General features: G+C 47.1%; 28 protein-coding genes and 1 tRNA gene. 16 read left to right on the top strand and 13 right to left on the bottom strand.

The window, feature by feature from the left end:
- The first annotated feature begins 75 nt into the window (after positions 1–75).
- Positions 76–291, top strand: coding sequence for a hypothetical protein (locus tag KBY68_RS02215; protein ID WP_106500047.1), 216 nt, complete (start codon positions 76–78; stop codon positions 289–291).
- Between the two features lie 11 nt (positions 292–302).
- Here the strand turns inward: KBY68_RS02215 and KBY68_RS02210 are convergent, their stop codons facing one another.
- Entirely contained in the window at positions 303–1,166 is an 864-nt protein-coding gene (locus KBY68_RS02210) for a fatty acid desaturase (RefSeq protein WP_255095845.1), read from the bottom strand.
- Positions 1,129–1,263: a hypothetical protein gene (locus KBY68_RS02205; RefSeq protein WP_255095851.1), complete on the bottom strand. Its 135-nt coding sequence runs from the start codon at positions 1,261–1,263 to the stop codon at positions 1,129–1,131. Before KBY68_RS02205 ends, KBY68_RS02210 begins: the two co-directional genes overlap by 38 nt.
- A gap of 243 nt (positions 1,264–1,506) precedes the next feature.
- Between KBY68_RS02205 and KBY68_RS02200 the strand changes: the two genes are divergently transcribed.
- Entirely contained in the window at positions 1,507–2,121 is a 615-nt protein-coding gene (locus KBY68_RS02200) for a TMEM165/GDT1 family protein (protein WP_255095756.1), read from the top strand.
- Here the strand turns inward: KBY68_RS02200 and KBY68_RS02195 are convergent.
- From KBY68_RS02195 to KBY68_RS02185, 3 genes are all read right to left on the bottom strand, one after another.
- Entirely contained in the window at positions 2,118–2,333 is a 216-nt protein-coding gene (locus KBY68_RS02195) for a hypothetical protein (protein ID WP_255095755.1), read from the bottom strand. The two genes, KBY68_RS02200 and KBY68_RS02195, sit on opposite strands and share 4 nt — an antisense overlap.
- Positions 2,334–2,469: 136 nt before the next feature.
- Complete coding sequence (locus KBY68_RS02190; RefSeq protein WP_106500050.1) at positions 2,470–2,835, bottom strand: AbrB/MazE/SpoVT family DNA-binding domain-containing protein; 366 nt, start codon at positions 2,833–2,835, stop codon at positions 2,470–2,472.
- Between the two features lie 79 nt (positions 2,836–2,914).
- A complete protein-coding gene (locus KBY68_RS02185; RefSeq protein ID WP_255095754.1) occupies positions 2,915–3,703 on the bottom strand; it encodes a DUF3887 domain-containing protein in 789 nt (262 codons plus the stop codon).
- A 93-nt stretch (positions 3,704–3,796) separates the two neighbouring features.
- Between KBY68_RS02185 and KBY68_RS02180 the strand changes: the two genes are divergently transcribed.
- Genes KBY68_RS02180 through KBY68_RS02170 form a run of 3 tightly spaced genes read left to right on the top strand, consistent with a single transcriptional unit; the run spans position 3,797 to position 5,769 of the window.
- Positions 3,797–4,549: a glutathione S-transferase family protein gene (locus tag KBY68_RS02180; protein ID WP_255095753.1), complete on the top strand. Its 753-nt coding sequence runs from the start codon at positions 3,797–3,799 to the stop codon at positions 4,547–4,549.
- A 20-nt stretch (positions 4,550–4,569) separates the two neighbouring features.
- Complete coding sequence (locus KBY68_RS02175; RefSeq protein ID WP_255095752.1) at positions 4,570–5,082, top strand: hypothetical protein; 513 nt, start codon at positions 4,570–4,572, stop codon at positions 5,080–5,082.
- A gap of 3 nt (positions 5,083–5,085) precedes the next feature.
- The gene (locus KBY68_RS02170) at positions 5,086–5,769 is read left to right on the top strand and encodes a DUF1345 domain-containing protein (RefSeq protein ID WP_255095751.1); all 684 of its coding nucleotides are present in this window, start codon (positions 5,086–5,088) and stop codon (positions 5,767–5,769) included.
- Here the strand turns inward: KBY68_RS02170 and KBY68_RS02165 are convergent.
- Positions 5,766–6,509 (bottom strand): hypothetical protein, encoded by a 744-nt coding sequence (locus KBY68_RS02165; RefSeq protein WP_255095750.1) that lies wholly within the window; start codon positions 6,507–6,509, stop codon positions 5,766–5,768. The two genes, KBY68_RS02170 and KBY68_RS02165, sit on opposite strands and share 4 nt — an antisense overlap.
- A 168-nt stretch (positions 6,510–6,677) precedes the next feature.
- Between KBY68_RS02165 and KBY68_RS02160 the strand changes: the two genes are divergently transcribed.
- From KBY68_RS02160 to KBY68_RS02145, 4 genes are all read left to right on the top strand, one after another.
- Positions 6,678–7,010, top strand: a complete 333-nt coding sequence (locus KBY68_RS02160) for a hypothetical protein (protein ID WP_255095749.1) — start codon at positions 6,678–6,680, stop codon at positions 7,008–7,010.
- Between the two features lie 225 nt (positions 7,011–7,235).
- The gene (locus KBY68_RS02155; RefSeq protein WP_255095748.1) at positions 7,236–9,464 is read left to right on the top strand and encodes a heavy metal translocating P-type ATPase; all 2,229 of its coding nucleotides are present in this window, start codon (positions 7,236–7,238) and stop codon (positions 9,462–9,464) included.
- A 65-nt stretch (positions 9,465–9,529) separates the two neighbouring features.
- Positions 9,530–9,826 carry a YbaN family protein gene (locus KBY68_RS02150; protein WP_255095747.1) on the top strand — a complete coding sequence of 99 codons (297 nt, stop codon included), beginning with the start codon at positions 9,530–9,532 and terminating at the stop codon, positions 9,824–9,826.
- Positions 9,823–12,072: a P-type ATPase actuator domain-containing protein gene (locus KBY68_RS02145; protein ID WP_255095746.1), complete on the top strand. Its 2,250-nt coding sequence runs from the start codon at positions 9,823–9,825 to the stop codon at positions 12,070–12,072. Before KBY68_RS02150 ends, KBY68_RS02145 begins: the two co-directional genes overlap by 4 nt.
- Here KBY68_RS02145 and KBY68_RS02140 read toward each other — a convergent pair.
- Positions 11,988–13,109: a hypothetical protein gene (locus tag KBY68_RS02140; protein ID WP_255095745.1), complete on the bottom strand. Its 1,122-nt coding sequence runs from the start codon at positions 13,107–13,109 to the stop codon at positions 11,988–11,990. The two genes, KBY68_RS02145 and KBY68_RS02140, sit on opposite strands and share 85 nt — an antisense overlap.
- On the opposite strand from KBY68_RS02140, the gene KBY68_RS02135 reads away from it, so the two are divergent.
- Positions 13,065–13,772 carry a hypothetical protein gene (locus KBY68_RS02135; protein ID WP_255095744.1) on the top strand — a complete coding sequence of 236 codons (708 nt, stop codon included), beginning with the start codon at positions 13,065–13,067 and terminating at the stop codon, positions 13,770–13,772. The genes KBY68_RS02140 and KBY68_RS02135 overlap by 45 nt on opposite strands.
- A gap of 41 nt (positions 13,773–13,813) precedes the next feature.
- Here KBY68_RS02135 and KBY68_RS02130 read toward each other — a convergent pair.
- The 3 genes from KBY68_RS02130 to minD form a co-directional block, all read right to left on the bottom strand.
- Positions 13,814–13,885, bottom strand: a tRNA-Thr gene (locus KBY68_RS02130).
- A 7-nt stretch (positions 13,886–13,892) separates the two neighbouring features.
- The gene (gene minE / locus KBY68_RS02125) at positions 13,893–14,225 is read right to left on the bottom strand and encodes a cell division topological specificity factor MinE (RefSeq protein WP_255095743.1); all 333 of its coding nucleotides are present in this window, start codon (positions 14,223–14,225) and stop codon (positions 13,893–13,895) included.
- A gap of 4 nt (positions 14,226–14,229) precedes the next feature.
- Entirely contained in the window at positions 14,230–15,048 is an 819-nt protein-coding gene (gene minD / locus KBY68_RS02120; protein ID WP_255095742.1) for a septum site-determining protein MinD, read from the bottom strand.
- 107 nt (positions 15,049–15,155) lie between these two features.
- Between minD and KBY68_RS02115 the strand changes: the two genes are divergently transcribed.
- Genes KBY68_RS02115 through KBY68_RS02105 form a run of 3 tightly spaced genes read left to right on the top strand, consistent with a single transcriptional unit; the run spans position 15,156 to position 17,280 of the window.
- Positions 15,156–16,163 carry a phospholipase D-like domain-containing protein gene (locus KBY68_RS02115; protein ID WP_255095741.1) on the top strand — a complete coding sequence of 336 codons (1,008 nt, stop codon included), beginning with the start codon at positions 15,156–15,158 and terminating at the stop codon, positions 16,161–16,163.
- Positions 16,163–16,723, top strand: a complete 561-nt coding sequence (locus KBY68_RS02110; protein ID WP_255095740.1) for a chromate transporter — start codon at positions 16,163–16,165, stop codon at positions 16,721–16,723. Before KBY68_RS02115 ends, KBY68_RS02110 begins: the two co-directional genes overlap by 1 nt.
- A complete protein-coding gene (locus tag KBY68_RS02105; RefSeq protein ID WP_255095739.1) occupies positions 16,723–17,280 on the top strand; it encodes a chromate transporter in 558 nt (185 codons plus the stop codon). The genes KBY68_RS02110 and KBY68_RS02105 overlap by 1 nt, the downstream gene beginning before the upstream one ends.
- A gap of 8 nt (positions 17,281–17,288) precedes the next feature.
- On the opposite strand, the gene KBY68_RS02100 is transcribed toward KBY68_RS02105, so the two are convergent.
- Positions 17,289–17,954, bottom strand: a complete 666-nt coding sequence (locus KBY68_RS02100) for a septum site-determining protein MinC (RefSeq protein ID WP_255095738.1) — start codon at positions 17,952–17,954, stop codon at positions 17,289–17,291.
- Between the two features lie 42 nt (positions 17,955–17,996).
- Between KBY68_RS02100 and KBY68_RS02095 the strand changes: the two genes are divergently transcribed.
- Positions 17,997–18,650, top strand: a complete 654-nt coding sequence (locus KBY68_RS02095; RefSeq protein WP_255095737.1) for an HAD-IB family phosphatase — start codon at positions 17,997–17,999, stop codon at positions 18,648–18,650.
- Here the strand turns inward: KBY68_RS02095 and KBY68_RS02090 are convergent.
- The gene (locus KBY68_RS02090; protein WP_255095736.1) at positions 18,619–19,875 is read right to left on the bottom strand and encodes an HD domain-containing protein; all 1,257 of its coding nucleotides are present in this window, start codon (positions 19,873–19,875) and stop codon (positions 18,619–18,621) included. The genes KBY68_RS02095 and KBY68_RS02090 overlap by 32 nt on opposite strands.
- On the bottom strand, positions 19,872–21,092 hold the full coding sequence (gene ctpZ, locus KBY68_RS02085) for a carboxyl-terminal processing protease CtpZ (RefSeq protein ID WP_390625564.1): 1,221 nt from the start codon (positions 21,090–21,092) through the stop codon (positions 19,872–19,874). The genes KBY68_RS02090 and ctpZ overlap by 4 nt, the downstream gene beginning before the upstream one ends.
- A gap of 66 nt (positions 21,093–21,158) precedes the next feature.
- On the opposite strand from ctpZ, the gene petB reads away from it, so the two are divergent.
- Together petB and petD are read left to right on the top strand one after the other, a co-directional pair.
- Positions 21,159–21,815: a cytochrome b6 gene (petB, locus tag KBY68_RS02080; RefSeq protein WP_106500657.1), complete on the top strand. Its 657-nt coding sequence runs from the start codon at positions 21,159–21,161 to the stop codon at positions 21,813–21,815.
- A gap of 67 nt (positions 21,816–21,882) precedes the next feature.
- Positions 21,883–22,365: a cytochrome b6-f complex subunit IV gene (petD, locus tag KBY68_RS02075; RefSeq protein WP_106500656.1), complete on the top strand. Its 483-nt coding sequence runs from the start codon at positions 21,883–21,885 to the stop codon at positions 22,363–22,365.
- Positions 22,366–22,386: the final 21 nt, after the last annotated feature.

Below are 22,386 nucleotides of genomic sequence, written 5' to 3'. Positions count from 1 at the left end.
CTTTAAAAACTGCTGAATTCTGCACACTATCTGCTGTTTGGCCTCACTTGGTCCCGCAGGACTCAGATTAAAGCCATGGAAATAGCTGCCCGCAAAACCTACTATCGAGTAAGGCCCCTAGTGGCTAAGGAGCAGGTGGTGCCAGATGAAATAAAAAGTGCTTGTTTTGATAACCGCCAAGCAGCTGAGCTTTTTGCCTTGAATATGCTTAAAGGTCAAAGCACTCCGATGGTGGTGGAAAAACTGGCCCCAGCTGGTTGTTGGCTGCAGGTTTTATCTGTTGGTTGCTGAGGAATTTGTAATTAAGGAATAGTTGCAAGTTGCTGCTTGTCCCGATCCCAGAGAATTAGATTGAAACAGCTTGGAATATCAACTAAATTTAAAACTTTTATATTTTTAAGTAATTCAGCATTCGCTTCGTGGCAGGCGCGGAGGTTGTAATTAGGTATTCCTTCGCAAAGATGATGAACATTATGGTAGCCAATATCAGCTGAGAACCAGTTGAAAATTCTATTCATTTTAAGGAAGCTGCTGCCTTCTATATCACCTTTAAAAGAATCCCAATCGTTGGTGGTGTGGGCATAGGATCCTTCAAAATTGTGTTGCACAAAAAAGAAACAGATCATAATGGCGGCAGAAGTTGTCATCACAATGCTGTAGCTAACCCAAAACAAGCCAAGCCCCAGCCAGCTTCCCATCAAAACCCATGTGGCAACAACGCAAATATTGTTTCCTAAAATATGCCAAAATTCAGAAGCTGTATACCAATGGCGGCTGCGGTGATTGCTAATTAATAATTGCCATTTGCAAAAACCGTTGTTGATTATGTGGCGAAGGGAATCAATTGCAAAATCTAATGAACCTAAAATAAGGGCTGCTCTTGGTTTGATGATCAAGTAGAAAAATCCACCCGGAAATAGCATCAATGGATGGCGGAGAAATTGATAGAAGCGCTTTCTCCATGGCGAGTAGCTTGCATATTCAGCAGAGGTGATTAGGGCAGATGGGCCCCGGTAGAGGTCCCAATTGCCGTTGTGGCGGTGGTGGTATGCATGGCCGCGGGACCAGGGGTGTTGCGGAATTGCATTTATTACCCCCAATATAAATCCCACAATGTGATTAAGTATGTTATCGCGAAATAGGGATTGATGCCCGCAATCGTGCATCAATGAAAAACAACGGGATGAAAAAAGTATTAATAAAACTAAAATTGGTGCCACCAGTAGCGGCGAAATAGCGAAGGCCTTTGGCAGCAGCAGCCATAAACCTGCAATTGGTAGCAGGGTTGAGGCAATTTGAAGGAAAGCCCTCTTATTGCTGCGCTGCAGATAGGGCCGCAAAGAAAAATCCCGCTTGCGTATCTGCTCGAGAACTGGGGAAGTCAGGATGGTTTTGGTGTGAGCTTGTGGTTTCGAGCAAGCCAAAACCACTAATGCGTAATACTTTATCGTTTTTAGCGATCACCTGTATCAATTCAGGCCAATCTAAATAGATGCCCAAGCATTTTTGACCGACTCAGCCCTAGCTGCATTCGGTTCCAGTTTCACCGCAATCACCCTTGCCGAACTGGGGGATAAAACCTTCTTCATGGCCTTAATCTTGGCGGCTCGCCACAGGCCCCGCTGGGTGTTTATCGGTGCTTTTTCTGCTCTAGTGGTGGTGAGCCTGATTTCACTGGCCCTTGGTTTTGGTTTTAGGGGCCTGTTGCCCCAAATGTTGTTGAAATGGCTTGCCGTAGTTTTATTTATCGGGTTTGGGGTGAAATTATTAATCGACGCCAATGGCGCTGCGGATCAAACCAATGAAGCAGCTCTGGCTGTAGCTAAAGCGGAAAGCAATCAAAAAATAAATAGCCCTTGGCTTGTTATCTGGGAGGCGTTTTTGCTTGTATTTATTGCTGAACTAGGTGATCGCACCCAAATCGCCACGATTGTGCTAGCCACTGCCCCAGGTTTTGGTTTTCAAGCCTTGCTGGCTGGAACCTTAGGGGGCCATGCTTTTGTTACTTGGATTGCTGTTAGTGCTGGAGGCTGGATTAAAGGCCGGATAAACGACAAACTCCTTTATCAGCTAAGTGGTGTGCTTTTTCTTTTATTTGGTTTTGCTGCCATTTGGTTTTAGGCAGCTTCATCAAAGCGTTCGCTGGCGAATTCGGTGCTTATTGAGCGGCGGCTTAACTGTTGGCGACCCTCCATGATCCGAGTGCCCACATTGTTGTATTGGCGGTTTAAACGCATCAATTCATCGTTGGGTTGGCGGTAGCGTTGGGGGCGATCAATGGCATTGCCTGAGCGAAATAATCTCACCCATAGGCTCAAGCGAGAAGTTTTCATTGCGAATTGAGCTGAATAGCTGCATTGTGCGCAACATGGCCCCTATGACAAGGGTTTGAAGCTGGAAAAGAAACAAAAAAAACTCCCCCATTGGGGGAGTTTGCTAACAACGATTTAGGCAGGCTAGGCCTTAGCCTCAATCTTCGCCATCTTCATCGCTGCCGCCAACTGGCACCAGGCGGATCTGCTTACGACCCAATTTGATTTCAAATTCGTCGCCGGGTTGAAGATTGAGTAGGGCGGTGTAGGCCTTACCAATTAGGAGGTTGCCGTTGCCTTGCACTGTTGCGATGTAGCTGAGTTTGCGGCCACCTTTGCCAACGGCACCAGAACCGATCTCAACACCTTTAGCTTCTAGTAGCGCCTCATAAAAGGCGGTGAAGTTGAGGCGGTCGGAACCGTCTTTTTTGGAGCTTACGTAGCCGCAGGCTTTAACCAGCTCAGATTTAGAGCCATCGCTGAATTCTTTAACTTTGGCGAGAAGGTCGGGTCCGGTGAGCATGAAATTAAAATGAACTCCTAATGATCGTATCAATTATTTAGCAAGTGTCCACTATTTGGAATTTTTTTAGTGGTTGATATCAGCGCACTGGTTTTGGTTGGGCATCGGTTGGGAAATCAACCCCAATGATCTGGTTGTTGGCATTCAAAATAACGAAAAGGCTATCGCTCAAGCGGTTGAAGCTTGTTTCCACCAGCACCAATCTGCTGGTGGCGGTGTGTTCTGCTTCGGTTACCTTGATGATTCGCTGGAAATTACCAGTTTCCCTTTGCAGCTCCTGCCATTTTCTTTGCAAAGCAGCTGGGGGCAGCTCTTTTTGGAAATCAAGGCTTAGGTAACTGCGCGCTGTGATGAATTGACCTTGGCTGATCGCTTTAACAAACCCCTCTGCCACATTTGTGGCTGCTTGGTTTTTGGAATCAAATAGTTGAGCTACCAGTAAGCCCTTGTTGTTTAGCACCAGGGTTATGGCTTGGCTGCCTGATGAAGTGTTTAAGTTTGCACTTACGGTGCTGTTGCGCAGGCCGCTGTTCACCTTTGTAATTTGCCAGCTAATCAACTCCGGCAGGCTCTGCAGGGTGGATTGAACCATGGAGGGGCTGCTGGTTTGCTTTAGTTCATCGGAAAATTGACTAAAACGCTTGTTTGCATCCCTTTGTTGGATGGCGCTGAGAATTGCATCGGTTGCTTCCCTTGCGGCTTTATCGGATAACTTCGTAGCCGTTGCGGGTTTTGCAGCAGGCAAGGCAGCAATAGCCCTAAAACTTTGTTCTGCAGCTAGGGCATTTTGTTGAAGGCTGCCAAACGGCCCACCCAGTAAAAGCACTAGGGCAGGTGCGTTAAAAATCAAGAACCAAGGCCGCAGCATGGCAGTTATGCAGATAGCGGCATTCTGCCCTATGCCACAGGCTCCATTAATCCTTTTGAACCAGCATCATGGGTGCAGTTCTGTTTAATACCGATGCAGCTTTATCAGTTTCGCCACTCCTCCTTTTGCGAGAAGGTGCGCCTGGTGCTGGCGGCCAAAGCGATTTCGTATTCCGTGGTGGAGGTGCTGCCTGGTATCGGTCAATGGGAACTTTTTCAACAAACAGGCCAGCGCCAGGTGCCTGTTCTACAAACCGGCAATGAATGGATCGCTGATTCCACTGCCATTGCCCTTCACTTAGAGGCGGTTGAGCCAGAACCAGCTCTCCTACCCAAAGAGCCACTGCTAAGGGCACAGGTGCTTCTATTCGAAGATTGGGCCGACACAGCCCTGGCCAGCGCCGCTCGGTTTGCGCTTGTGCAGGGGGCGATGGATGATCCTGCCCTGCGTAGTGCCCTGCTTCCAGAAAAAACCCCTGATGCGCTTAAAAATCTTGTTGGCTTGGTGCCTTCAAATTGGATGAATGGCGTGGGTTTGTTGTTGCAACCCGAACGCCAGGGATTGCTTGCTTGCCTTGAGCAACTGATGGTGATTTTGAATGCCCAGCCCTACTTGCTAGGCGATGAACCAAGCCTTGCTGATATCGCCGTAGCTGCACAACTATATCTTTTGCGTTTTCCAGCAGTGGCGGGTGTTCAGTTGGCATCCCGCGGTGTGATGGGTATCGCTGATCAAGCTAACTTTGAACCATTATTTATATGGCGTGATGAACTTTATCGTAGGCTGGGGAGAGTTATAACTAACACGAAGCCGTTTAGCGGTAGTGAAACCATTCCGCTTGATTAACCTCCCCTTTACCTAATCCCATGGCTGATTCTTTGAGCTTGGTGCCTTTGCGTAACTTGGAGGAGGAGCTTGGCTTGGAAAGGTCTGAATTGCTCTTGCTTCTGCGAAAGCATAAGATCGAAACTGTGCACAAAGGGCTACGCACTTATGTAAGTAGGGATGCGGTAATAGGAATCAAGCCTGATCCAATATCGGAAGCTGTTAACCCAGATGAAATTAATGGGGCTCTCACTGTTGTTAAAATTGAGCCCACTGCAAACGATGGTTCCACTGGTTGGAATGAGGCCACTCAATTTGCCCAACTGCGATTGCTTCGCGAGCGCCTAGACCTGCTGTTGTTATGTGCGGATCGAGGTATTTGTTTGGAATCTGGCGAATTGGCTGCCCTTTTGGGTTTGCGCAGGGTGGCCGCCCGTCAGCAGGACGCAAACGGTGCTTATTTTGATCGCTATGGAATGAGATTTCGCAAACAACAACAGCCGGGACATAGAACTGGCTGGCAAGTAGTTGCAATATCTGATAGGAACGATTGATAGATGGATAACTTGTCTGAAATTTATCGGAATTCACCATTCCTAGAGCCAAGACGTCCGCAAAGAGCTGTTCTGGCAGGCGCTCTTGGTGGAGTAGTGTTTTCAATTTTTTTGAGAGATTTTTGGGTTTTAGGGTCATTAATGTTTGCATTGATCGTTGATCTGTTGCTGGTTTTGCCCTATGGCTTACGCCTATCTGCAGCTCAAACAATGAATTTATTTTTATCTGCAGACCTGCGCAAGGGAAGGCTGCTGAAACGATCTTTGATAACTATCGCAATTGCGGCACTATTCCTTAGCTTGTCATTTCATGATCTATCTCAGGCAAAGTCTGATTTGAGGTCGCTGCAGCTATTTCTTTATTTTTTTGGTGTTATGCTTTGTTGGCTTCAATTGCAACTTTCATTTGCAACATATTACGCAAAGATCTTTTACAGGGGCAATCAGATCAGCCAAATGGATGATGAAGAGCAGGGCCCACAAGAGCTTATTTTCCCGGGAGATAACGAACCTGTGTTTACTGATTTCCTGTATGTTGCAAACGCTGTGGCATTAACATTTGCCATGAGTGATGTTAACATAGAGTCTTCCCGAATGCGCAAAATAGTAATGATTCAGGCCCTTAGTTCGTTTATGTTCTACACGCTTATTTTGTCTGTAGTTGCTAATTTAATGATAAATTCTTAATTTATTAAAGGCTTGAGGTTTTGCCAATTGATACGGCGGCCAAGGTATAAGCCAAGTTTTTCGCCTGCTTTCCTGCCTGGGTTTTGCAGTATGGCGCCCCCTAAAAGCCCAAAGAGATTTTGGCTTGCAGCTTCTCCTGCGGCGCTTCTGCCAGTTTGAGTTAACCATTGCAATGGAGTTCGCCACTGCTCGCTGCGATGGAGGGCGGCATCTTCTCCAATTTGGCCCAAAAGCAATGTGCCAATTAATGCTCCGGCGCTTGCACCTAAGGGGCCTGCAAGTAACCCCCCAATTCTTAAGCCTGCCATTGCTCCGGCCTCTTCGCCAAGGCGGCTGGCCAGCCTTGAGCTCACTCGGGTTTTAGCGCTATTGAGTTCGGTATTTAGATCACTTTTTCGTTGGAAATTATCAAGGCTTTCTGTGGCGGCAACGGCCCCAATCACTAAACCAAGAAATGAGCCTGTGGCTGCCCCAGGGGGGCCAGCAATAAAAAATCCAAAGCTTTGGCCCAGTGCTCCGCCCACTGAAGCGCCAATTAAACTTGCTCCTATTTCCAAACCGATTTGTTCCCAGGGGTTTGTTTTTAGGTTTGTTGCTAGTAACGGATGGGGGGCTTGCAGCCACCAACCCTGGTCGTACAAATTTGCAGCTACTTGGCTGAGCGTAGGCGGATTTAAAACAATTAATGAACGGCTTGCACCATGCCAACGGCCCCCAAGGCTGCTTGCAACCTCAATCACTTTTTTGTGACTGCCGTATATGAGCTTTAGGCGTATTCGCTTTGGCAGGATATGCTGAAGCGCAAATATACCCATAGGCTCATTAGGATCTCGTGTAAGCACGGAGACAGCTTAACCAAAATTTAAGTAGCTGTACCATTATAATATCAACAATTCGCCGACATTCCGATGTTCGAACTCGAGGTTTTAGTAGCTTTCGGAATTGGGGCTGGTTTGATGGCCTTAGCTCCTGCTGTATCGGCAGTTACTGGAGGCAGCAAGCTTTCGCTAAACATGGCCGAAACGGGTCGCGACTTAACCAAGCGTGGTTTGAAGGTTGGAGTGATTGTTGTAGATAAGGTTTCAGAAGCAACATCTGCTGTTGTTCATAATGTTTCTGAACTTGGTGAAAGCTTTGGCGACTTAGTTGCGGAAGCAAAAGCCGATTTAGCGCAAGAGCGTTCCAATACAAGTAATGGTTCTGCGGTTGAAAAAGTTACTGAAGTTACAGTTGAAGGTTGATCTTTTTATAACCACTTGGCAATTTAAATGAAATCTATCATCCAGAATCCTTTGGTATTACACCATAGGGTTGATCGTCGTTGTCGATTTTCAATTAATAGGGATTTTATCAATTTGCTGCCAATGCTCTATGAGCAATGGCAATCGGTTGAAAGCTATCGTTTAAACAGGCCAGCAGCTTCATTAGTTGTTAGTTTAGATGCTGGTGTTGATTGCTTTTCTTGGTTGAAAGTTCAAAATATTGCACTCAGTAAGATTCATGCAGATAGAGTTAAATCTAAATCTGCTTTTTATAATATTGATCAAGATGATCTTGAACTTACACCCCTGGTTGCCGATGGGACCCAAGCTGAAATAACCGCAGCCCTCGCCAGCGCTCGCTTAGATCTTTTGCCGCCCAGATTAAGGCTGCCATTATTTGCCTTAGCCTTAACAACTTTTTCCATTCCATTTGAGCTCCCATTTTTTCCATTATTATTGATTGTTCTTTTGGCGGGTGGCAGATGTTTTGATCGAGCTCGCATTAGCTTGTGGGATCGAAAAAGACTAAACGTAGACGTGTTAGACGCCTTAGCAGTAGTTCTTCACAGCTTTGAAGGCTTCCTGTTTGGTCCTGCCTTAATGTTATCAATGATCGAAGGTGGTGAATCTATAAGGGATGCCACAGCGAGGGTTGCATACTCATCTAGCCGATCTTTGAAGGCTGATTTAAATCGTGAAGTTAAAGTGCGCCGCGGGGTGCAAATCCTTAGTGTTCGTTTAGCTGATGTAATAGTTGGTGACATTGTGCTTCTATTTGCTGGGGATCAAGTTCCTATTGATGGCACTGTTTTAATTGGTCAATCAAGTTTGGATGTGCGTAGCTTAACGGGTGAATCTGTTCCTAGATATGTTGAACCTGGTGATGAGGTATTAGCTTCATCAATGCTTCTAGAAGGGTCTATTGAAGTTTCAACAATAGCTGTTGGCGATCACACTAAAGCAGGTCAAATCGCCCAGTTGCTTCAAGATGCGCCGGTGTGCGATAGCCGTGTAGGAAATTATGCAGCCAAGGTTGCAGATCAGTTTGTGTTACCAACTCTCGCGCTGTCGGCACTTAGCTTTGGTTTATTTGGCAGTATTTCCCAAGCGGCGTCTTTGTTGATGCTTGATTTAGGAACGGGACTAAGAGTTTCTGTTCCAACCTCCATCTTAGCTTCCTTAAATCGTGCTGCTTCTCAAGGAATTTTGATCCGCAGTGGCAGAGCACTGGAGGCTTTAGCAGATGTAGATGTGGTTGTTTTCGATAAAACTGGTACATTAACAACAGGTGAACCTGAATTGCTTCACATAGAAGTTCTTGACAATCTTTTCAGTGAATCTGATTTATTGCAATTGGCAGCAAGCGCTGAGCAGGGTTTAAACCATCCAATCGCTCTTGCTATTACTAATGCTGCCCAAGAACATCAATTAAGCCTGCTTCCAATAGATCAGTGGCGCTGTGAAATTGGCCGTGGTGTATGTGCAATTCAAGCTGGTCGAAGTTTATTAGTTGGTAACCGTCGTTTATTGAGGGATGAGGGGATAGATCCGCCACCTTTCAATACTGAATCCCATCTTCGTGTGGCAAGCCAGATTATTGTTGCCGTAGACGGTCGCTTGGCCGGAGTTATTTATGTTGCTGATTCCTTACGACCCGATTCCCTGCAATTAGTTGAATCTTTGCTGGCAAGGGGTATACAAAGCCACTTATTAACAGGTGATGCTGAGGCAGTTGCACTGCAAGTTGGTATGCAATTGGGACTGAGCCGCGCGCAAATACATTCGGAAGCGCTTCCAGATGTAAAAGCAGATGTTGTGCGTCGCTTAAAGGCTGAGGGGCATCGAGTTGCCTTTGTTGGAGATGGTTTGAATGATTCAGCAGCTCTTGCTTACGCAGATGTAGCAGTTTCCTTTCATCATGGTAGTGATATAGCTAAAGAAACTGCTGAAATTGTGCTTTCTGGTGGGAATATTATTCAATTACTCGAGGCCTATGAGTTGGCGAGATTTAGCTTCTCCGTTGTGAAGCAAAATATTGCAATTGTTGCAGTTCCCAACCTTACAGCTTTATTGATTGGCGTTCTTTTGCCGATTCCTCCTTTGCTTGCAATTTTTATTAATAATGGCAGTTGTATATTCGCTGCCCTTAATGCCCTTCGCCCTTTGCGCTTTACCGCTTCTTCCAAGGCGTATGTGCCACAGAATAAGGAAATTGTTCAAAAATCTGTTCCCGCTCAATTGAATTCTCAAAAACTTGATCTTAAGCAATTGTCTTCAAGGCTGGGAGTATCTTCCCAAAAATTAGTAGCAAGGAGACGTAAGCCTGATTTTTCTAGTTGGAGTGCCTCCATAGACCCAGAGAATCTATTGTGGTTATACCAAACTGATTCAAATGTTTTTACTAGCCAATCTACAGCGAATAATTTGCAATGATTTGCATTGAAGTAGCCCATAGCCTTCCCTATCGGCTTCGCTTAAGGTTTAAGCCAGCACTGCAAATGCATCATGCATTTGGCATTCAAACGGAACTATCAAGTGCATATCCAGATTTGCCATTACGGCTATGGGGCCTAGGACAAGGAATTATAATTGGCAATGGAACTTATCCTTTAGACCCAAATTTAGTTTCTGATATAGGAAAGTTAATTAATAATCCAGTGGATCATGTTCCTAGTTGGCGTGATCGAATTATACACACATTAATGATTTTAGCCATACTTGGTTGGGCTTTGCCTGTGTTGCCGGGTACTCCTTTTTTTCTCATAGCGCTGGCTCTGCGCCCTAAACGCCCATGAATCCTGTTTTACAAGTGGGCGATAGATTTGATTCTCCCACCGGTTCAAACTGGATTGTTCGTTCTGCAATTCCAGGAAGGTTGCGGATATGCATTAACGACTTATCAGCCAAATCTAATAATTATGTGGATTTGCAATTGGCGGCTGCTGATCTTCCTAAATTGGATTATTTGCATGTAAATGTTAACGCACAATCAATAGTTTTAGTGCACGTAGAAGGTGCTTGTTGGCGCTACAACGAGGTGCAAAAATTAATTAATCTTGCCCACTCAAAGCGCCGTAATGAATCCTCTAATTCATTTACTGAGCTTGCCGCTGATCGTGGTCCTTTCATCAGGTTGCTCCTTGCTGTATTGCTTCTAATTGGCCAATCTTTGCTGTTGGAGGCGTGGCTATTTCCGATCGGAATACTATTTCTTCCCCCTTTATTATTGCCGCTTCTGGTTAATATCAAGACCGATCTTAACCGCGGTAAATTACCAACGGAATCTTTGGATTTGGTGTGGTTAGTTAGCTTAATAGCACGTGGCGAAATTAGCGGGTTTGCCACAGAAATCGCTCTAGATAATGGGAATAAGGCAATTCAAGGAAGAATTAGTAGCAGCTCTAATTATGGAGAAGAGTTGTGCGCAGCCATGGAATCGTGGCAACGGGAAGCCCTTTTCCCATTAGCTGCTCCTCAGGCTGGCAGCAAACGACTGGATGAGTTAAGAATTGGCGACAGGCTTTTGATTAAGAGTGGAACAGTTGTGCCGCTGAATGGTTACGTTGTGTCGGGTTCTGGATTGGTTTGTAAAAGTTTGTTGGATGGTGATTCAGCCCTGATTCCTGTGCAAGGATTTCAACCACTTCCATTAGGTGTTCAGATAGTTGATGGTGAACTTGTGTTTAAGCTCACTCAAAGCCTCACTGATCAACCTATTTATCATCAGCTTTTTAATCTTGCACAGCACCACCCTGCACCTTTGGGCATCGAGAAGGCTAAAAGCTTACATAAGAAACTTTTACCTTTTGTGTTAGGCAGTGGTCTTATTGCCCTAGGGCTTGGCCGTAGTCATGCGGCGGCTGGTTTGATGCAATTCGATCCAATGAATGACTGGCAATTAAGTGCTTCCATTGCCTATCGAGGCGTGAGGCAGCTTATGGCTGAATGGGGAGTTTCATTACGCAGGGGAAATGTGCTTGATCGTTTGGCTAATTGTAGGGTTCTTGTTGTTTCAGAAGGATCAATTTGTTTTGGAATCAATCGTTCAATTTTAGAGATGCATAGCCTAGATTCTGAGTATTCAGTTAATAGCTTAATTGAAATTGTAGCCGGTTTTCGTATTTTTAGTAGCCCAGAATCTATTCCTTTGTTCCCACTGCAACTACTATTGAAAGAGAATGATCTTGAGCCTAGGCATGTGGAATCTTTTAAGGCTGTGGTAGGTTGCGGGCTTAATGGTGTTGTGTCTGGATTGAATATGTATTTAGGAGGAGGTTTTTTATTACATCATCTAGGGATACCAAGGCCTAACTCTATGCCTCAGCAAGCAGGTCGCCATTGGTTGTTTGTGGTGGTAGATGGAAATGTAGTTGGTGGTTTGCTATTCGAAGACAAGTTAGATCAGAAGGTTTTGCGCTCCTTGCGTAGATTAAAGCGCAATGGATGGATTTTGCATTTAGTTAGCACATGGCATGGAGATATTTTAGATGGAATTGCAAGGCAGCTTCAACTGCCATCAGAAAATATTCACCCTTCGATTGATCTTATTGGCCGCATGGAGTTAATTAGATCATTTGATCGTAAATCTGGTCCTGTTGCTTATCTGGGCTCTGCACTTATTGATAGTGGAGCATTTGCAGCAGCTGATATTGCCTTAGCAGTAAGCGATGGTAGCTTCTCCTTGCCTATTGAGATGGCTGATATTGTTTTGCCGGCAAAGCGTTTAGACCGTTTGGTAGATTGCACCGAATTAGCTACAGATGTGGCCGCGGCTAATCGGGTTAATTTCTATTTGATATTGTTTCCCCACTCTGCAGCATTATTGCTTAGTTTATTGTTATTGCTTGATCCTATCTTGGCAGTTTTGCTTGCAGATATTCCCATGTTGCTTGTTGAGCTCAACAATTTGTCTAATTACAATCATATGAAAAATAACCATTTGCATGGTTGGTGGACTCAGCGAAAGCGTACTTCTAAGCGTCGATCTTCCAGGCGTGCACCACAACTCTCTAAACTAAGCAGGTTATCTGCTAATGCGTAGCTGCGTTTTAGATAGCCAGAACGCACCAGCAGTGAGCTTCCGCTCCTTTGCACTTGCAGTGTACTTTTGTTTATTAGGGGCATTAAAAAGCTAATCATATGGATGCCATTAGCATCAATAGATGATAAAATGTTGGCTTCTTTTTGTGGCTTTACTTCCAACCATTCCCTGGCGCATTCCATGAAATCATCGGCACAACTTGTTGCAAGAATATTGCTTGGCGCAAGTTTTTGCTTGAGAATATCTATTCCCTCTACTGGAATGTGACTATTTATCCATATCTTGCTTACTTGAATGCCACAAAAATAAAATCCCGATATGCGTTCATTCATAAGAGTGTTATTTTGTATTGCCAGGTAACATTCGCAACTGTTGTTGCATTGCAGCATGCCGGCAAGTGTAGTTATTTTTTTGCGTAGATTTTCAGTTAATGGCTCGCTAATATTCCTTGGTATTTTCAGATTTAATAATGCTTCAAAGCTGCTGAGCTTGTCTTTTAGCTCACTAATTCTTGCGATTAATGGTATATATAACTGCCCAATTATATCCGGTGCGTTGATAATACCGAGCAGGAACCTTTGTGCCTGTGCGGGTGGCGGCAGAATGCATATCATTGTGTGGTTTGGATTCTCCTCTAATTCATTTATTAAATAGAGTGCCTTAAGGCAGTCCTCAAGCCCTGGAAGCAGGGGTGGCTGTTTAATTATTTGATGGTCTAATTTAAGAAGATTAAGCCATGGATATATTTTTTCTTGCAGTTGAGGCCAGAGGGCATCCAGCTGATCAATTACATTAAAATTTTTACTTGTTTTGATCAATCCCTCCCCTGTGAGATCAATCGGATCACCTGTGTTATGCAGTTTGGTTAAGGCTTCGCTTAGCAGCGAGGCCTGGCTTGGCTCATCGGAGCTTATTAGGATTAGTTTTTCAGTCATTTTTAGCCATACCGCCTTTACATGTTTACTATAATATATACATTGTGTTAGTGCTGTATGGATCGGCATTTTTGGGATATCAATCGAATCCGCAAGCGCCATGTGGCCTATCGCTATCTTCTATTCTTAAAGGTTTTAATTATATGCATCATTCCCCTTGGCTTTAGTTATCCACTTGTTTTAAGTGCTTCGGCATTGGGTTTAGAATTATATGTTCTTTTCTTTTTGGGTAAAGTTTCAAACCTTAGAAAAGGACGGCTTTTCATGTATTTTCTGGGGGCCTCTGCTTTTGTTGTGGAATTAATATGGTTTATCTTGGATTTGAGTTATACCGTTTCGTATGTGGACGGTTTTTTTGCTCTTAATCAGCCGGCCCTTAGCCTTCTTCGTTTCACGCTTTGGTTCTTTTTCTTTGGACTGTTATTAATTAGATTAATTAAGTCTTTGATTCGTGAGCCTTTTGCAACCACGTCTGTGGTTATGGGTGCTGGTGCCGGATACCTTATGCTTGGCTTTGTTGGAGGCGTTTTACTTAATACTATTTTTTATTTTCAACCCGTTGCTTTCGTTCCTCTGCCTCAAAATCCTACAGCTATTTTAAATATTGCTGCTTTTGGGTACCTCACAACTTTAGGAAGTTCTGTTGTTAATCAAGACTATCCGTTGGCTCAGATCGGAGCTTTGTTGATCACATTGGGTGGTCAATTATATGTTGCTATATTGATCGCATTAGTTCTTGGCAGATATCATAGCCGCCGCAGTTGAATTTAAGGTGCGAGCTCCATATATTTAGTTGTTTTCTTTTAAGCCGGCTAACGGATTTGAACCGATGACCTTCGCTTTACAAAAGCGCTGCTCTACCGCTGAGCTAAGCCGGCAATCAGCTCATTCTATAGCATCACTTTGAGGCTTAGCTTCTAAAGCTGGCCCATTAAGGTTGAGGCTCTGCAGTGCGGCTTCCTTTACCCTGCGGATGGGTAGGTTGGCAACAAGCGCAGTGCTGCGATCTTCCGTTTCAAGGGTAACGTCGCCGCCGTCGAGATCTAGCTCCACATATTTACTTACTACTTCAAGGATTTCCTTTCGCATTCTTTGCAGCAGCTCGGGATTTAAATCGCTGCGATCATGGGCTAAAACCAATTGCAGGCGATGTTTTGCTGTGGTGGCACTGGCCTGTTGGCGGCCCAGAAGCTTATCGATTAGGTCGAGTAATGTCATGGCTTCAGAAGATTTTGGTTTGCATTAATTGCCTTACTTTTGCCCGCAGGCCCTTATGTAACTGGTTTGGATCTGGCAGGGGAATTTGCTCTCCCATTAACCTTTTGGCTACATTGCGATAGGCAATTGCAGCCGGTGATTTGCCATTACCTAAGGTGAGTGGTTCGCCTCGGTTAGTGCTAACAATCACCTGTTCATCTTCTAATACCAATCCAATTAAAGGTAAAGCCAAAATATCCGTAACATCTGAAATCCCCAGCATCTCCTGATTTGCCATCATCTTTGGCCTCACTCTATTTAATACTAATTGAATTGGATTAATGCCGCGGGTATTGAGTAAACCAATTACCCGATCTGCATCACGAACAGCTGAAACTTCTGGTGTGGTAACGATTATTGCTTCCTCTGCTGCGGCGGCGGCATTTTTAAAGCCATCTTCAATGCCCGCAGGGGCATCAATTAAAATCACATCAAAATGTGGTTTTATCATCTCAACTATTTTTTGCATGTCCTCTGGTTTTAGCCAATCCAGCATGCGTGGATTTCCAGCTGGCAATAGCGATAAATTTGGTTCCTGTTTATGTTTAACCATTGCTTGCTCAAGCCGGCAGCTACCAGCGAGCACCTCTTGGGCTGTAAAAACTATCCTGTTTTCAAGCCCAAGTAATAGATCCAGGTTGCGCAGGCCAAAATCAGCATCGAGAACTGCCGTGCGCACCCCCTGGGAGGCAAGGGCAATTCCCAGATTTGCGGTGAGGGTTGTTTTGCCAACTCCCCCTTTGCCAGAACAGATCAGGATTGTGTGTTGGGAAGGGGCTGTCACTTATTGGGCACCAGCCATTTAATGGCCAGTGAAACAGATTTGACCAAAATACTGCCAAAGCCTTTTATTTGGTACAAGCTTGGTGCAGTAGGTGGAACGGTTGGCCAATGGTGAGTGGAATCACAAGCCTCAAACACCATCAAACCCTCCTGGTTATGCCTGAGGATGGGGTTGCAGCCCTGCAGGAATTCATCGCTGGCGCCAGCCATGAGTTGCGGCTTAAGCAGTTCAAGCTGGAATCTGAGGCGATTGAACTTTCACTGCAAGAGGCCCATGCCCGCGGCGTAAAGGTGCGGGTAATGCTGAATCCGCACACCTCTGGCGGTGATCGCTGGAATGATTCGGCCTTTGAAAGGCTTCAGGCATGGGGCATTGAAGTTGCCTGGAGCAGTGATGCCTTTGCCGTAACCCATGAAAAATCAATTGTTGTTGATAATTCTGCGGCGCTAATTTCTACATTTAACCTTTCGGATAAATATTTTACTGAAACCCGTGATTATGGAATAATAACCTATGCGCAAGCTGCCATAGATCAAGTTATTGCTGGTTTTGAAGCCGATTGGCAGCGAGCTTTCTTCGCGCCTGATTTGAACGTGGGCTTGGTTTGGAGCAGTTTCCATAGCCGCGGTCAAATGGCAAGGCTTATTGATTCGGCTCAGCAACGCATTTGGGTGCAACATCCAAAATTTGTTGATTCAGTTATTTTGGAGCGGCTTGTGGCAGCAAGTAACAGGGGGGTGAAGGTGAGAATATTATGTGGCGGTAAGCATGGTATCTCTGATTGGGATATTTTTGATACTTTTTCTAGCCTAAGGCTATTGGAAAGCGCTGGGGTAAAAGTGAGGCGCCAGAAACATTTAAAACTCCATGCAAAGCTGATTATAATTGATCAATTAAAGGCCTTGATCGGCTCGATGAATATTGATCGCAGCGCCTTTGATATCCGCCGTGAATTAGGTATTGAAACAGATGCGCCAGAGGTGTTAGCCCGTTGTGTTGAATGCTTTAGCTTTGATTGGAAGCAGGCGAGTAAATACAGTGCTCCAGATCCCCTTGATCCCAGCATGCACAACCATGGTGAATTGCCGCCAGATCCAAACTTCATTCACGATTAATGCCTGCTCCTAGCCCAAGCCCCAAGGCTTTGTTTTTTGGCATGCTTCAGGTGGCATTATCTGCTTTTGGCGGTGGGCTTTCTGCCTGGAGCCAACGAATAGTTGTGGAACAACGCCGCTGGATGAGCAATGAAGCTTTTCTTACTGGCTTAACTGTTGCTCGCTTATTTCCCGGCCCTAATCAAATCAATATGGCCGTTTATATCGGCACCCTTTTTAAAGGTTTTATTGGAGCGATGGCAGCCATAGCAGGCATGCTTTTAGTGCCATTTAGTATTTTAATGTTGCTGGGTTTGGTTTATTTTCGCAGCCATGCTCTGCCCGCCGTAGATCATGTGCTCACTGGCGTGGTAGCAGCCGCTGCTGGGATGGCACTTTCAATGGGTTTTAAAATTTTACATGAATATTGGAGAGATCCTTTGGCGATTTTAATCGCAATTCTTACCTTTCTTGCTTTGCAGGTTGCCAATTTTAAGTTGATACCTGTGGTTTTGGTTGGCGGCCCCATGGCGATGGCTTTGTATTGGCCGAAGCCGTGCAAATCCCAGGCTGAAAACTGATGACTGGTTTAGATACGCTATGGCAGGTGATCAAAACTTTTTTAGGATTGTCTCTTTTTTCCTTGGGCGGTGGTAATACTTTGCTTCAGGAGTACCAGCATCTATCTGTAGACACCTACCATTGGATAACTAATAACCAATTTGCTGATCTTTATGCCTTAGCGGAGGCGGCCCCTGGCCCTAGTTCAATGATTGTGGGTTTGCTTGGTTTGGGTGCTGGTTTGCGCCATGGAGTTTTATGGGGGGTGCTAACCGGTTTGGCGGCTGAAATCGCTGTTTTATTGCCTTCCACCCTCTTGATGGTTGCGGCTGCCTTGAGCTGGGGAAAATTTAAGGATTCACCTTTTCGGATTGCTTTCGAGCGCGGTTTGGGACCAATCACCTTGGGCATCCTCTTCTCTGTGGGCCTTACCGTTTTACGCACCGCTGATCACCATTGGCTTGCCTATATTGTTTCCTTTTTGGTGTGCGGCTTAATGCTTTTTACGCGCATATCACCGCTCTATTTCATGGCAATTGCTGGTTTGCTTGGCGGTTTTGGATTAATCCAGCGTTAGTTTTCCTATTAGAGCGCTGGCAGAGTTGCTGCCGCTGGGTTAATCCGAATTTCGCCATTTATTAATTCAGCTTGTTCGCATAGGCCATCCGGTGGCAACTCCTCTGGCCCCCGGGCTATCGCATCGGCAATGCGCAATTGCAGGGGCCTTAATTGCAGCGCAATAATGCGACCCTCGCTGTTGCCGTAGCAGCCGGCATGGGCGATACCCCGCAGCCTTCCCCACACCAAAACATGGTTAGCTGCGCTGATTCTCGCCCCTGGGTTCACATCCCCCAGCACCAGCACACTGCCTTCACTTTCCAAGTGATCACCAGCCCTGAGGGTGCCGCGATGTACTAACAGTTCAGCCTCCAGCGCCTTAGGGCTTTCAAGCGGCGCCGCCATTACTTCGCAATTAATCCCCAGTGCTTTGGCTGCCACCAAGGTTGTGGCGCTATTGGTTATGAGCCGTTGCAATGGCTGGCCTTGGTTGCTGAGCCGTTGTTGCATTCCCCTTAGGGCCCCAATATCAAGGGGCCATTCGCCGCAGTGCAGTTCAACTAGCCCTGTGGGGGCGTCTATGCCAAGGGCTTGGTTAAGGCTTGCTTGCGGGCACTGGCCCGCTTGCCATTCACCCATCTCCAGGCGATGGGGCCAACCAGGGGAGGGCGCAGCTATGAATCGAGCCACCATCTGGGTGTTGCAAGCTAGGGCTGAACATATTGCTGCTTACCCATGGCTGCTGCGATTGCCACGGTGTTTTGTGATTTTGATGGCACTATCACCACAGAAGATACCTTTGATGCCGTTGCCGCCGCAGTTGCCCCTGAGGTGTGGGGCCCGCTAAAAGCTCAGCTGTTTAATTTTGAGATCAATTTGCGCCAAAGCATGGAGCTGTTGGCAGCAGCCTTAGCGCCATCAGATCTTGAGCAAATGGTTAGCCATATGGCTCAATTTGAACCTAGGCCTGGATTTCTACCTTTTTTGGCTGAATTGGAAAGCGCTGGTTTGCCATTTGTACTTGTGTCGGCTGGGTTAGTGCCATTGGTAAACAAGCTGATGGCTCCCCATCGCCATCGCTTTAAACATCTAGTGGCAGCCGAAGTTAGCTTCAATTCACTCGATGGTTTGCAATTTCATAGTGAATTTTTTAGCTCTGATGAATTGGTAGCAAAAGCTGCTGTGATAGCTCGCTATGGCCAGGGTTCCAGTGTGGTTATTGGTGATTCGATTACAGATTTGGGGATGGCCCAGGTGGCAGATCTGGTTTTTGCCCGCGCACCCCTATGCCATTGGTTGGAGCAGCGCCAGATAGCGCACCATCGCTGGGAAGATTTTGATGATGTGAGTGCAGTGCTTAAGGCTGAGGGCCTATTGCCGCGAGGCTAAGCCGCAATGCCTGGCTAATTTCTCGGGGATGGAGCAACCAGGCCAATTCCTGGGGATGGCTGAGGCTTTCCACTAGGGGCGACACCTGTTCTAGGGCCTGGAGTTGTTCGCCATTCCAGAGCCGTAAGCCACCCACATAGGGCTTGTAGCCAGTGGTGCGTGTTTCCCGAAGCCCACAGCAGATTTCAGGATCTAGGCCAGCGCTGATGCTTAACCTCTGAGCTAGGGCAAGGGCTTCTAGCCTTTCACCACTATTGAGCTGGCGCACATCTGTGGCCTTTAATAGGCGCCGCTCTAGCAACCTTTCACAAAGCTCTCGCAATGGTGCTGGCCCCTCTTCCCGCCAGCGAATTAAGTGATAGCCAGTGCGCAAATCATCATTAGCTAGATAAGTATCACTATCTAGATCTTCGATATGCCAGAGCCATTGATTCATCACTGAATCAGCAAAGATTTTGTTTGGTCCTAGCCGCCGTGCTTGCACAATAATTTGCTGCAGCAACCAGTTGCAAGCAATATTGAGGCGGTGGTTATATACACTGCCATACATCAAACTACGCACAACTAAATAATGTTCAACTGCAGTGCGGCCGCGCGGATGAATTGCAAGTTGGCCATCGGGGGCGATCACTAAAGCGCCGATAAGGCGCGAAAGGTCGAGCTGTCCGTAGGCGGTGCCAGTGCTGTAGCTATCACGGCGGATGTAGTCGAGGCGATCGCAATCGAGTTGGCTGCTCACTAGTGCAGCGATGGCTGGATTGGGGGCAATTCCCCTCTCCAACAGTTGCGCCACCGCTTCGCTATTGCCTGGCAACCAACCATCAAGGGGCTCCCTCAAGCTTTTTTGCTGGCGGATCAAACGGGCCGACCAAGTTTCATGGTGCAGGCCAAACATCTCTTCACCGCTGTGGCTCAGGGGGCCGTGGCCCACGTCGTGAAGCAGGGCTGCTCCGTAGAGCAAACCGCGCTGTTGAGCTAGCGATGGTGTTTGCCGCTCCAGATGTTTAAGGGCGCGGCGGGCCAGCTGCAAAACCCCAAGGGAATGGGTGAAACGGCTTGATTCAGCCCCATGAAAGGTGAGATAGGCGGGCCCCAGTTGGCGAATGCGTCGCAGCCTTTGAAAGGGCGCCGATTCGATTAATGCCATGGCCATCGCTTCGGCCGGATCGGCACTATCCAGCACGATTTCGCCGTGGAGCGGATCGTGATAAGTGCGCCTTTTCATTGGCTTAGTTGCAGCAGCAGTTGGCTGCTGGCCGCCTGCAGCCATTGGTCTTCATCACTGCCGAGGCTGCTGCCTTGGGGTTCTGGTGCGCTGAGCAGCTGATCAGGCATCAGCCCCACCCCCTGAATTGGATTGCCATTGGGGGTTAGGTATCTAGCCACGGTTACGGCAAGGCCACTGCCATCGCCCAAGGCCAGCATCGTTTGGATTTCCCCTTTGCCAAAGCTGGTGGCCCCCAGCAGTTCGGAGCGTTGATTGTCTTGTAGGGCACCGCCGAGGATTTCGCTGGCGCTAGCTGTGCCGCCATTGATCAGGGTAACCATCGGCCCGCTGTAAATGGTTTGTGGATTTGCCTGCCGCCTTTCGCTTATGCCGTTGCGATCTTGGGTTTCAACAATCACTTGACCGGGTAAGAGGTCGTCGGCCACTGCAAGCCCAGCGCTAACTAAGCCGCCTGAGTTGTTGCGTAGATCAAGCACAAGCCCTTCAATTGATTTCGCTTGGAGATCATTAAGTGCTTCTGCAACTGCTTCTGGCACCGTTTCGCTGAATTGACTAATGCGCAAATAACCAAAGGTGTGTTCGCCAGCCCTAAGCCTTCTGCTGCGCACCGGCCTCAGATCCACCGGTCGCCGCTCCAGATCAAGGCTGCGATTTTCACCCTTAGGGCTGATCACCTCCAGGTGAACACTGCTGCCTGGGCTACCCCGCAGCAGGGCGGCACTGCCTTCCAGGCCCAGTTCCCCAGTGGCTTGCCCATTAATTGTTACCAATAGGGTGCCGTCGCTAAGGCCTGCTTCAGCGGCGGGGGAATCCTCCACAGGCGCTATTACCACCACCTGGCCGCTCTCGGGCTGCAGGCCAAGTTGTAAACCCACGCCGCTAACACTGCCTTTTGTGGCTGCTTCCAGCTGGCTATAGGCCTCCGGCCTTAGCAGCCGGGTGTAAGGGTCTTGCAGGGGGGCCAGCATGGCGTCGATGGCGCTGTAGGCATCGCTGGGGGTTTGGATTGATTTTTCCAACGCTTTTTGGCGCAACTTGCGCCAGGGCACCCCTGTAAAGCTGGGGTCTACATAGGCCTCATTAACTAGGCGCCACACATCAACCACTAGGGCCTGTTCATCGCTAAGGGCTTGGCTGGGCTGGGCTGCAAAGCTCCAGCAGCTAAAGCTGAGCAATAGGCAGAGCACACCCCGCACCAGGGTTAACAGGGTCACAGCGGTATCAAGGCGGTCTATAGACTCTCACTCACACCCAACTGTGGGCAAACTCTCCTTCGTTGCATGGCGAATCCTTCCCCCGTCTACGACTGGTTCAACGAACGCCTGGAGATCCAGGACATCGTTGACGACATTTCATCTAAATATGTGCCGCCCCACGTAAACATTTTTTACTGCCTTGGCGGCATAACCCTGGTTTGCTTCCTGATCCAGTTCGCCACTGGATTTGCCATGACCTTTTACTACAAGCCAACGGTTGTTGAGGCCTATACCTCCGTTCAATACCTAATGACCGACGTGAGTTTCGGTTGGTTGATCCGTTCCGTGCACCGCTGGAGCGCCAGCATGATGGTGCTGATGCTGATCCTCCACGTATTTAGGGTTTATTTAACCGGTGGTTTTAAGCGTCCTAGGGAACTCACCTGGGTTACTGGCGTAACCATGGCTGTTATTACCGTTTCATTTGGTGTTACCGGCTATTCCCTGCCTTGGGATCAAGTGGGCTACTGGGCTGTGAAAATCGTTAGTGGTGTTCCTGCTGCCGTGCCAGTTGTTGGTGATTTCATGGTGGAACTGCTGCGGGGCGGCGAAAGTGTTGGTCAATCAACCCTCACCCGTTTCTACAGCTTGCACACCTTCGTGTTGCCTTGGTTGCTTGCAGTATTTATGCTTGCCCACTTCCTGATGATCCGTAAGCAAGGTATTTCAGGTCCCCTTTAAGTATTTGATTTTGGTTTGGGTTTATCTATAGTTAATTAACCTCTTAGTTCCATCACTCCTACCCACCATGCATGTTCTAAAGGCCCCCGATCTCACCGACCCCAAGCTCCGGGCAAAGCTCGCCAAGGGCATGGGCCATAACTATTACGGTGAGCCAGCTTGGCCAAACGATCTGCTCTATATCTTCCCAGTTGTAATCCTTGGCACGATCGCTTGCATCGTTGCCCTTGCAGTGCTGGATCCAGCAATGCTTGGTGATAAGGCTGATCCATTTGCCACCCCCCTTGAAATTCTGCCTGAGTGGTATTTGTATCCGGTTTTCCAGATCCTGCGGGTGGTGCCAAATAAATTGCTTGGCATTGCCTTGCAAACCATGATCCCCCTGGGTTTGATGTTGATTCCTTTCATCGAAAGTTTCAATAAATTCCAGAATCCATTCCGCCGCCCTGTGGCAATGGCTGCCTTTTTATTCGGCACCTTCTTTACGATTTACTTGGGTATTGGAGCCTGTTTGCCAATCGATAAGTCTCTCACTTTGGGCCTCTTTTGATTTTAGTTAGTTAGTTAGTTG

This window comes from Synechococcus lacustris Maggiore-St4-Slac (assembly GCF_024345595.1).
Taxonomy (GTDB): Bacteria; Cyanobacteriota; Cyanobacteriia; order PCC-6307; family Cyanobiaceae; genus Synechococcus_D; species Synechococcus_D lacustris.
The sequence above is the reverse complement of the archived record's forward strand: the minus strand, read 5'-3'. Positions and strand labels throughout refer to the sequence as shown.

Excerpts from the sequence above, each read along its gene's own strand:
- KBY68_RS02215 (WP_106500047.1), top strand. The coding sequence starts at position 76 with ATGGAAATAGCTGCCCGCAAAACCTACTATCGAGTAAGGCCCCTAGTG.
- KBY68_RS02210 (WP_255095845.1), bottom strand. The coding sequence starts at position 1,166 with ATGCACGATTGCGGGCATCAATCCCTATTTCGCGATAACATACTTAAT.
- KBY68_RS02205 (WP_255095851.1), bottom strand. The coding sequence starts at position 1,263 with ATGGCTGCTGCTGCCAAAGGCCTTCGCTATTTCGCCGCTACTGGTGGC.
- KBY68_RS02195 (WP_255095755.1), bottom strand. The coding sequence starts at position 2,333 with ATGAAAACTTCTCGCTTGAGCCTATGGGTGAGATTATTTCGCTCAGGC.
- KBY68_RS02190 (WP_106500050.1), bottom strand. The coding sequence starts at position 2,835 with ATGCTCACCGGACCCGACCTTCTCGCCAAAGTTAAAGAATTCAGCGAT.
- KBY68_RS02185 (WP_255095754.1), bottom strand. The coding sequence starts at position 3,703 with ATGCTGCGGCCTTGGTTCTTGATTTTTAACGCACCTGCCCTAGTGCTT.
- KBY68_RS02180 (WP_255095753.1), top strand. The coding sequence starts at position 3,797 with ATGCAGCTTTATCAGTTTCGCCACTCCTCCTTTTGCGAGAAGGTGCGC.
- KBY68_RS02175 (WP_255095752.1), top strand. The coding sequence starts at position 4,570 with ATGGCTGATTCTTTGAGCTTGGTGCCTTTGCGTAACTTGGAGGAGGAG.
- KBY68_RS02170 (WP_255095751.1), top strand. The coding sequence starts at position 5,086 with ATGGATAACTTGTCTGAAATTTATCGGAATTCACCATTCCTAGAGCCA.
- KBY68_RS02160 (WP_255095749.1), top strand. The coding sequence starts at position 6,678 with ATGTTCGAACTCGAGGTTTTAGTAGCTTTCGGAATTGGGGCTGGTTTG.
- KBY68_RS02150 (WP_255095747.1), top strand. The coding sequence starts at position 9,530 with ATGCATCATGCATTTGGCATTCAAACGGAACTATCAAGTGCATATCCA.
- KBY68_RS02145 (WP_255095746.1), top strand. The coding sequence starts at position 9,823 with ATGAATCCTGTTTTACAAGTGGGCGATAGATTTGATTCTCCCACCGGT.
- KBY68_RS02135 (WP_255095744.1), top strand. The coding sequence starts at position 13,065 with ATGGATCGGCATTTTTGGGATATCAATCGAATCCGCAAGCGCCATGTG.
- KBY68_RS02140 (WP_255095745.1), bottom strand. The coding sequence starts at position 13,109 with ATGGCGCTTGCGGATTCGATTGATATCCCAAAAATGCCGATCCATACA.
- minE (WP_255095743.1), bottom strand. The coding sequence starts at position 14,225 with ATGACATTACTCGACCTAATCGATAAGCTTCTGGGCCGCCAACAGGCC.
- KBY68_RS02115 (WP_255095741.1), top strand. The coding sequence starts at position 15,156 with ATGGTGAGTGGAATCACAAGCCTCAAACACCATCAAACCCTCCTGGTT.
- KBY68_RS02110 (WP_255095740.1), top strand. The coding sequence starts at position 16,163 with ATGCCTGCTCCTAGCCCAAGCCCCAAGGCTTTGTTTTTTGGCATGCTT.
- KBY68_RS02105 (WP_255095739.1), top strand. The coding sequence starts at position 16,723 with ATGACTGGTTTAGATACGCTATGGCAGGTGATCAAAACTTTTTTAGGA.
- KBY68_RS02100 (WP_255095738.1), bottom strand. The coding sequence starts at position 17,954 with ATGGTGGCTCGATTCATAGCTGCGCCCTCCCCTGGTTGGCCCCATCGC.
- KBY68_RS02095 (WP_255095737.1), top strand. The coding sequence starts at position 17,997 with ATGGCTGCTGCGATTGCCACGGTGTTTTGTGATTTTGATGGCACTATC.
- KBY68_RS02090 (WP_255095736.1), bottom strand. The coding sequence starts at position 19,875 with ATGAAAAGGCGCACTTATCACGATCCGCTCCACGGCGAAATCGTGCTG.
- petB (WP_106500657.1), top strand. The coding sequence starts at position 21,159 with ATGGCGAATCCTTCCCCCGTCTACGACTGGTTCAACGAACGCCTGGAG.
- petD (WP_106500656.1), top strand. The coding sequence starts at position 21,883 with ATGCATGTTCTAAAGGCCCCCGATCTCACCGACCCCAAGCTCCGGGCA.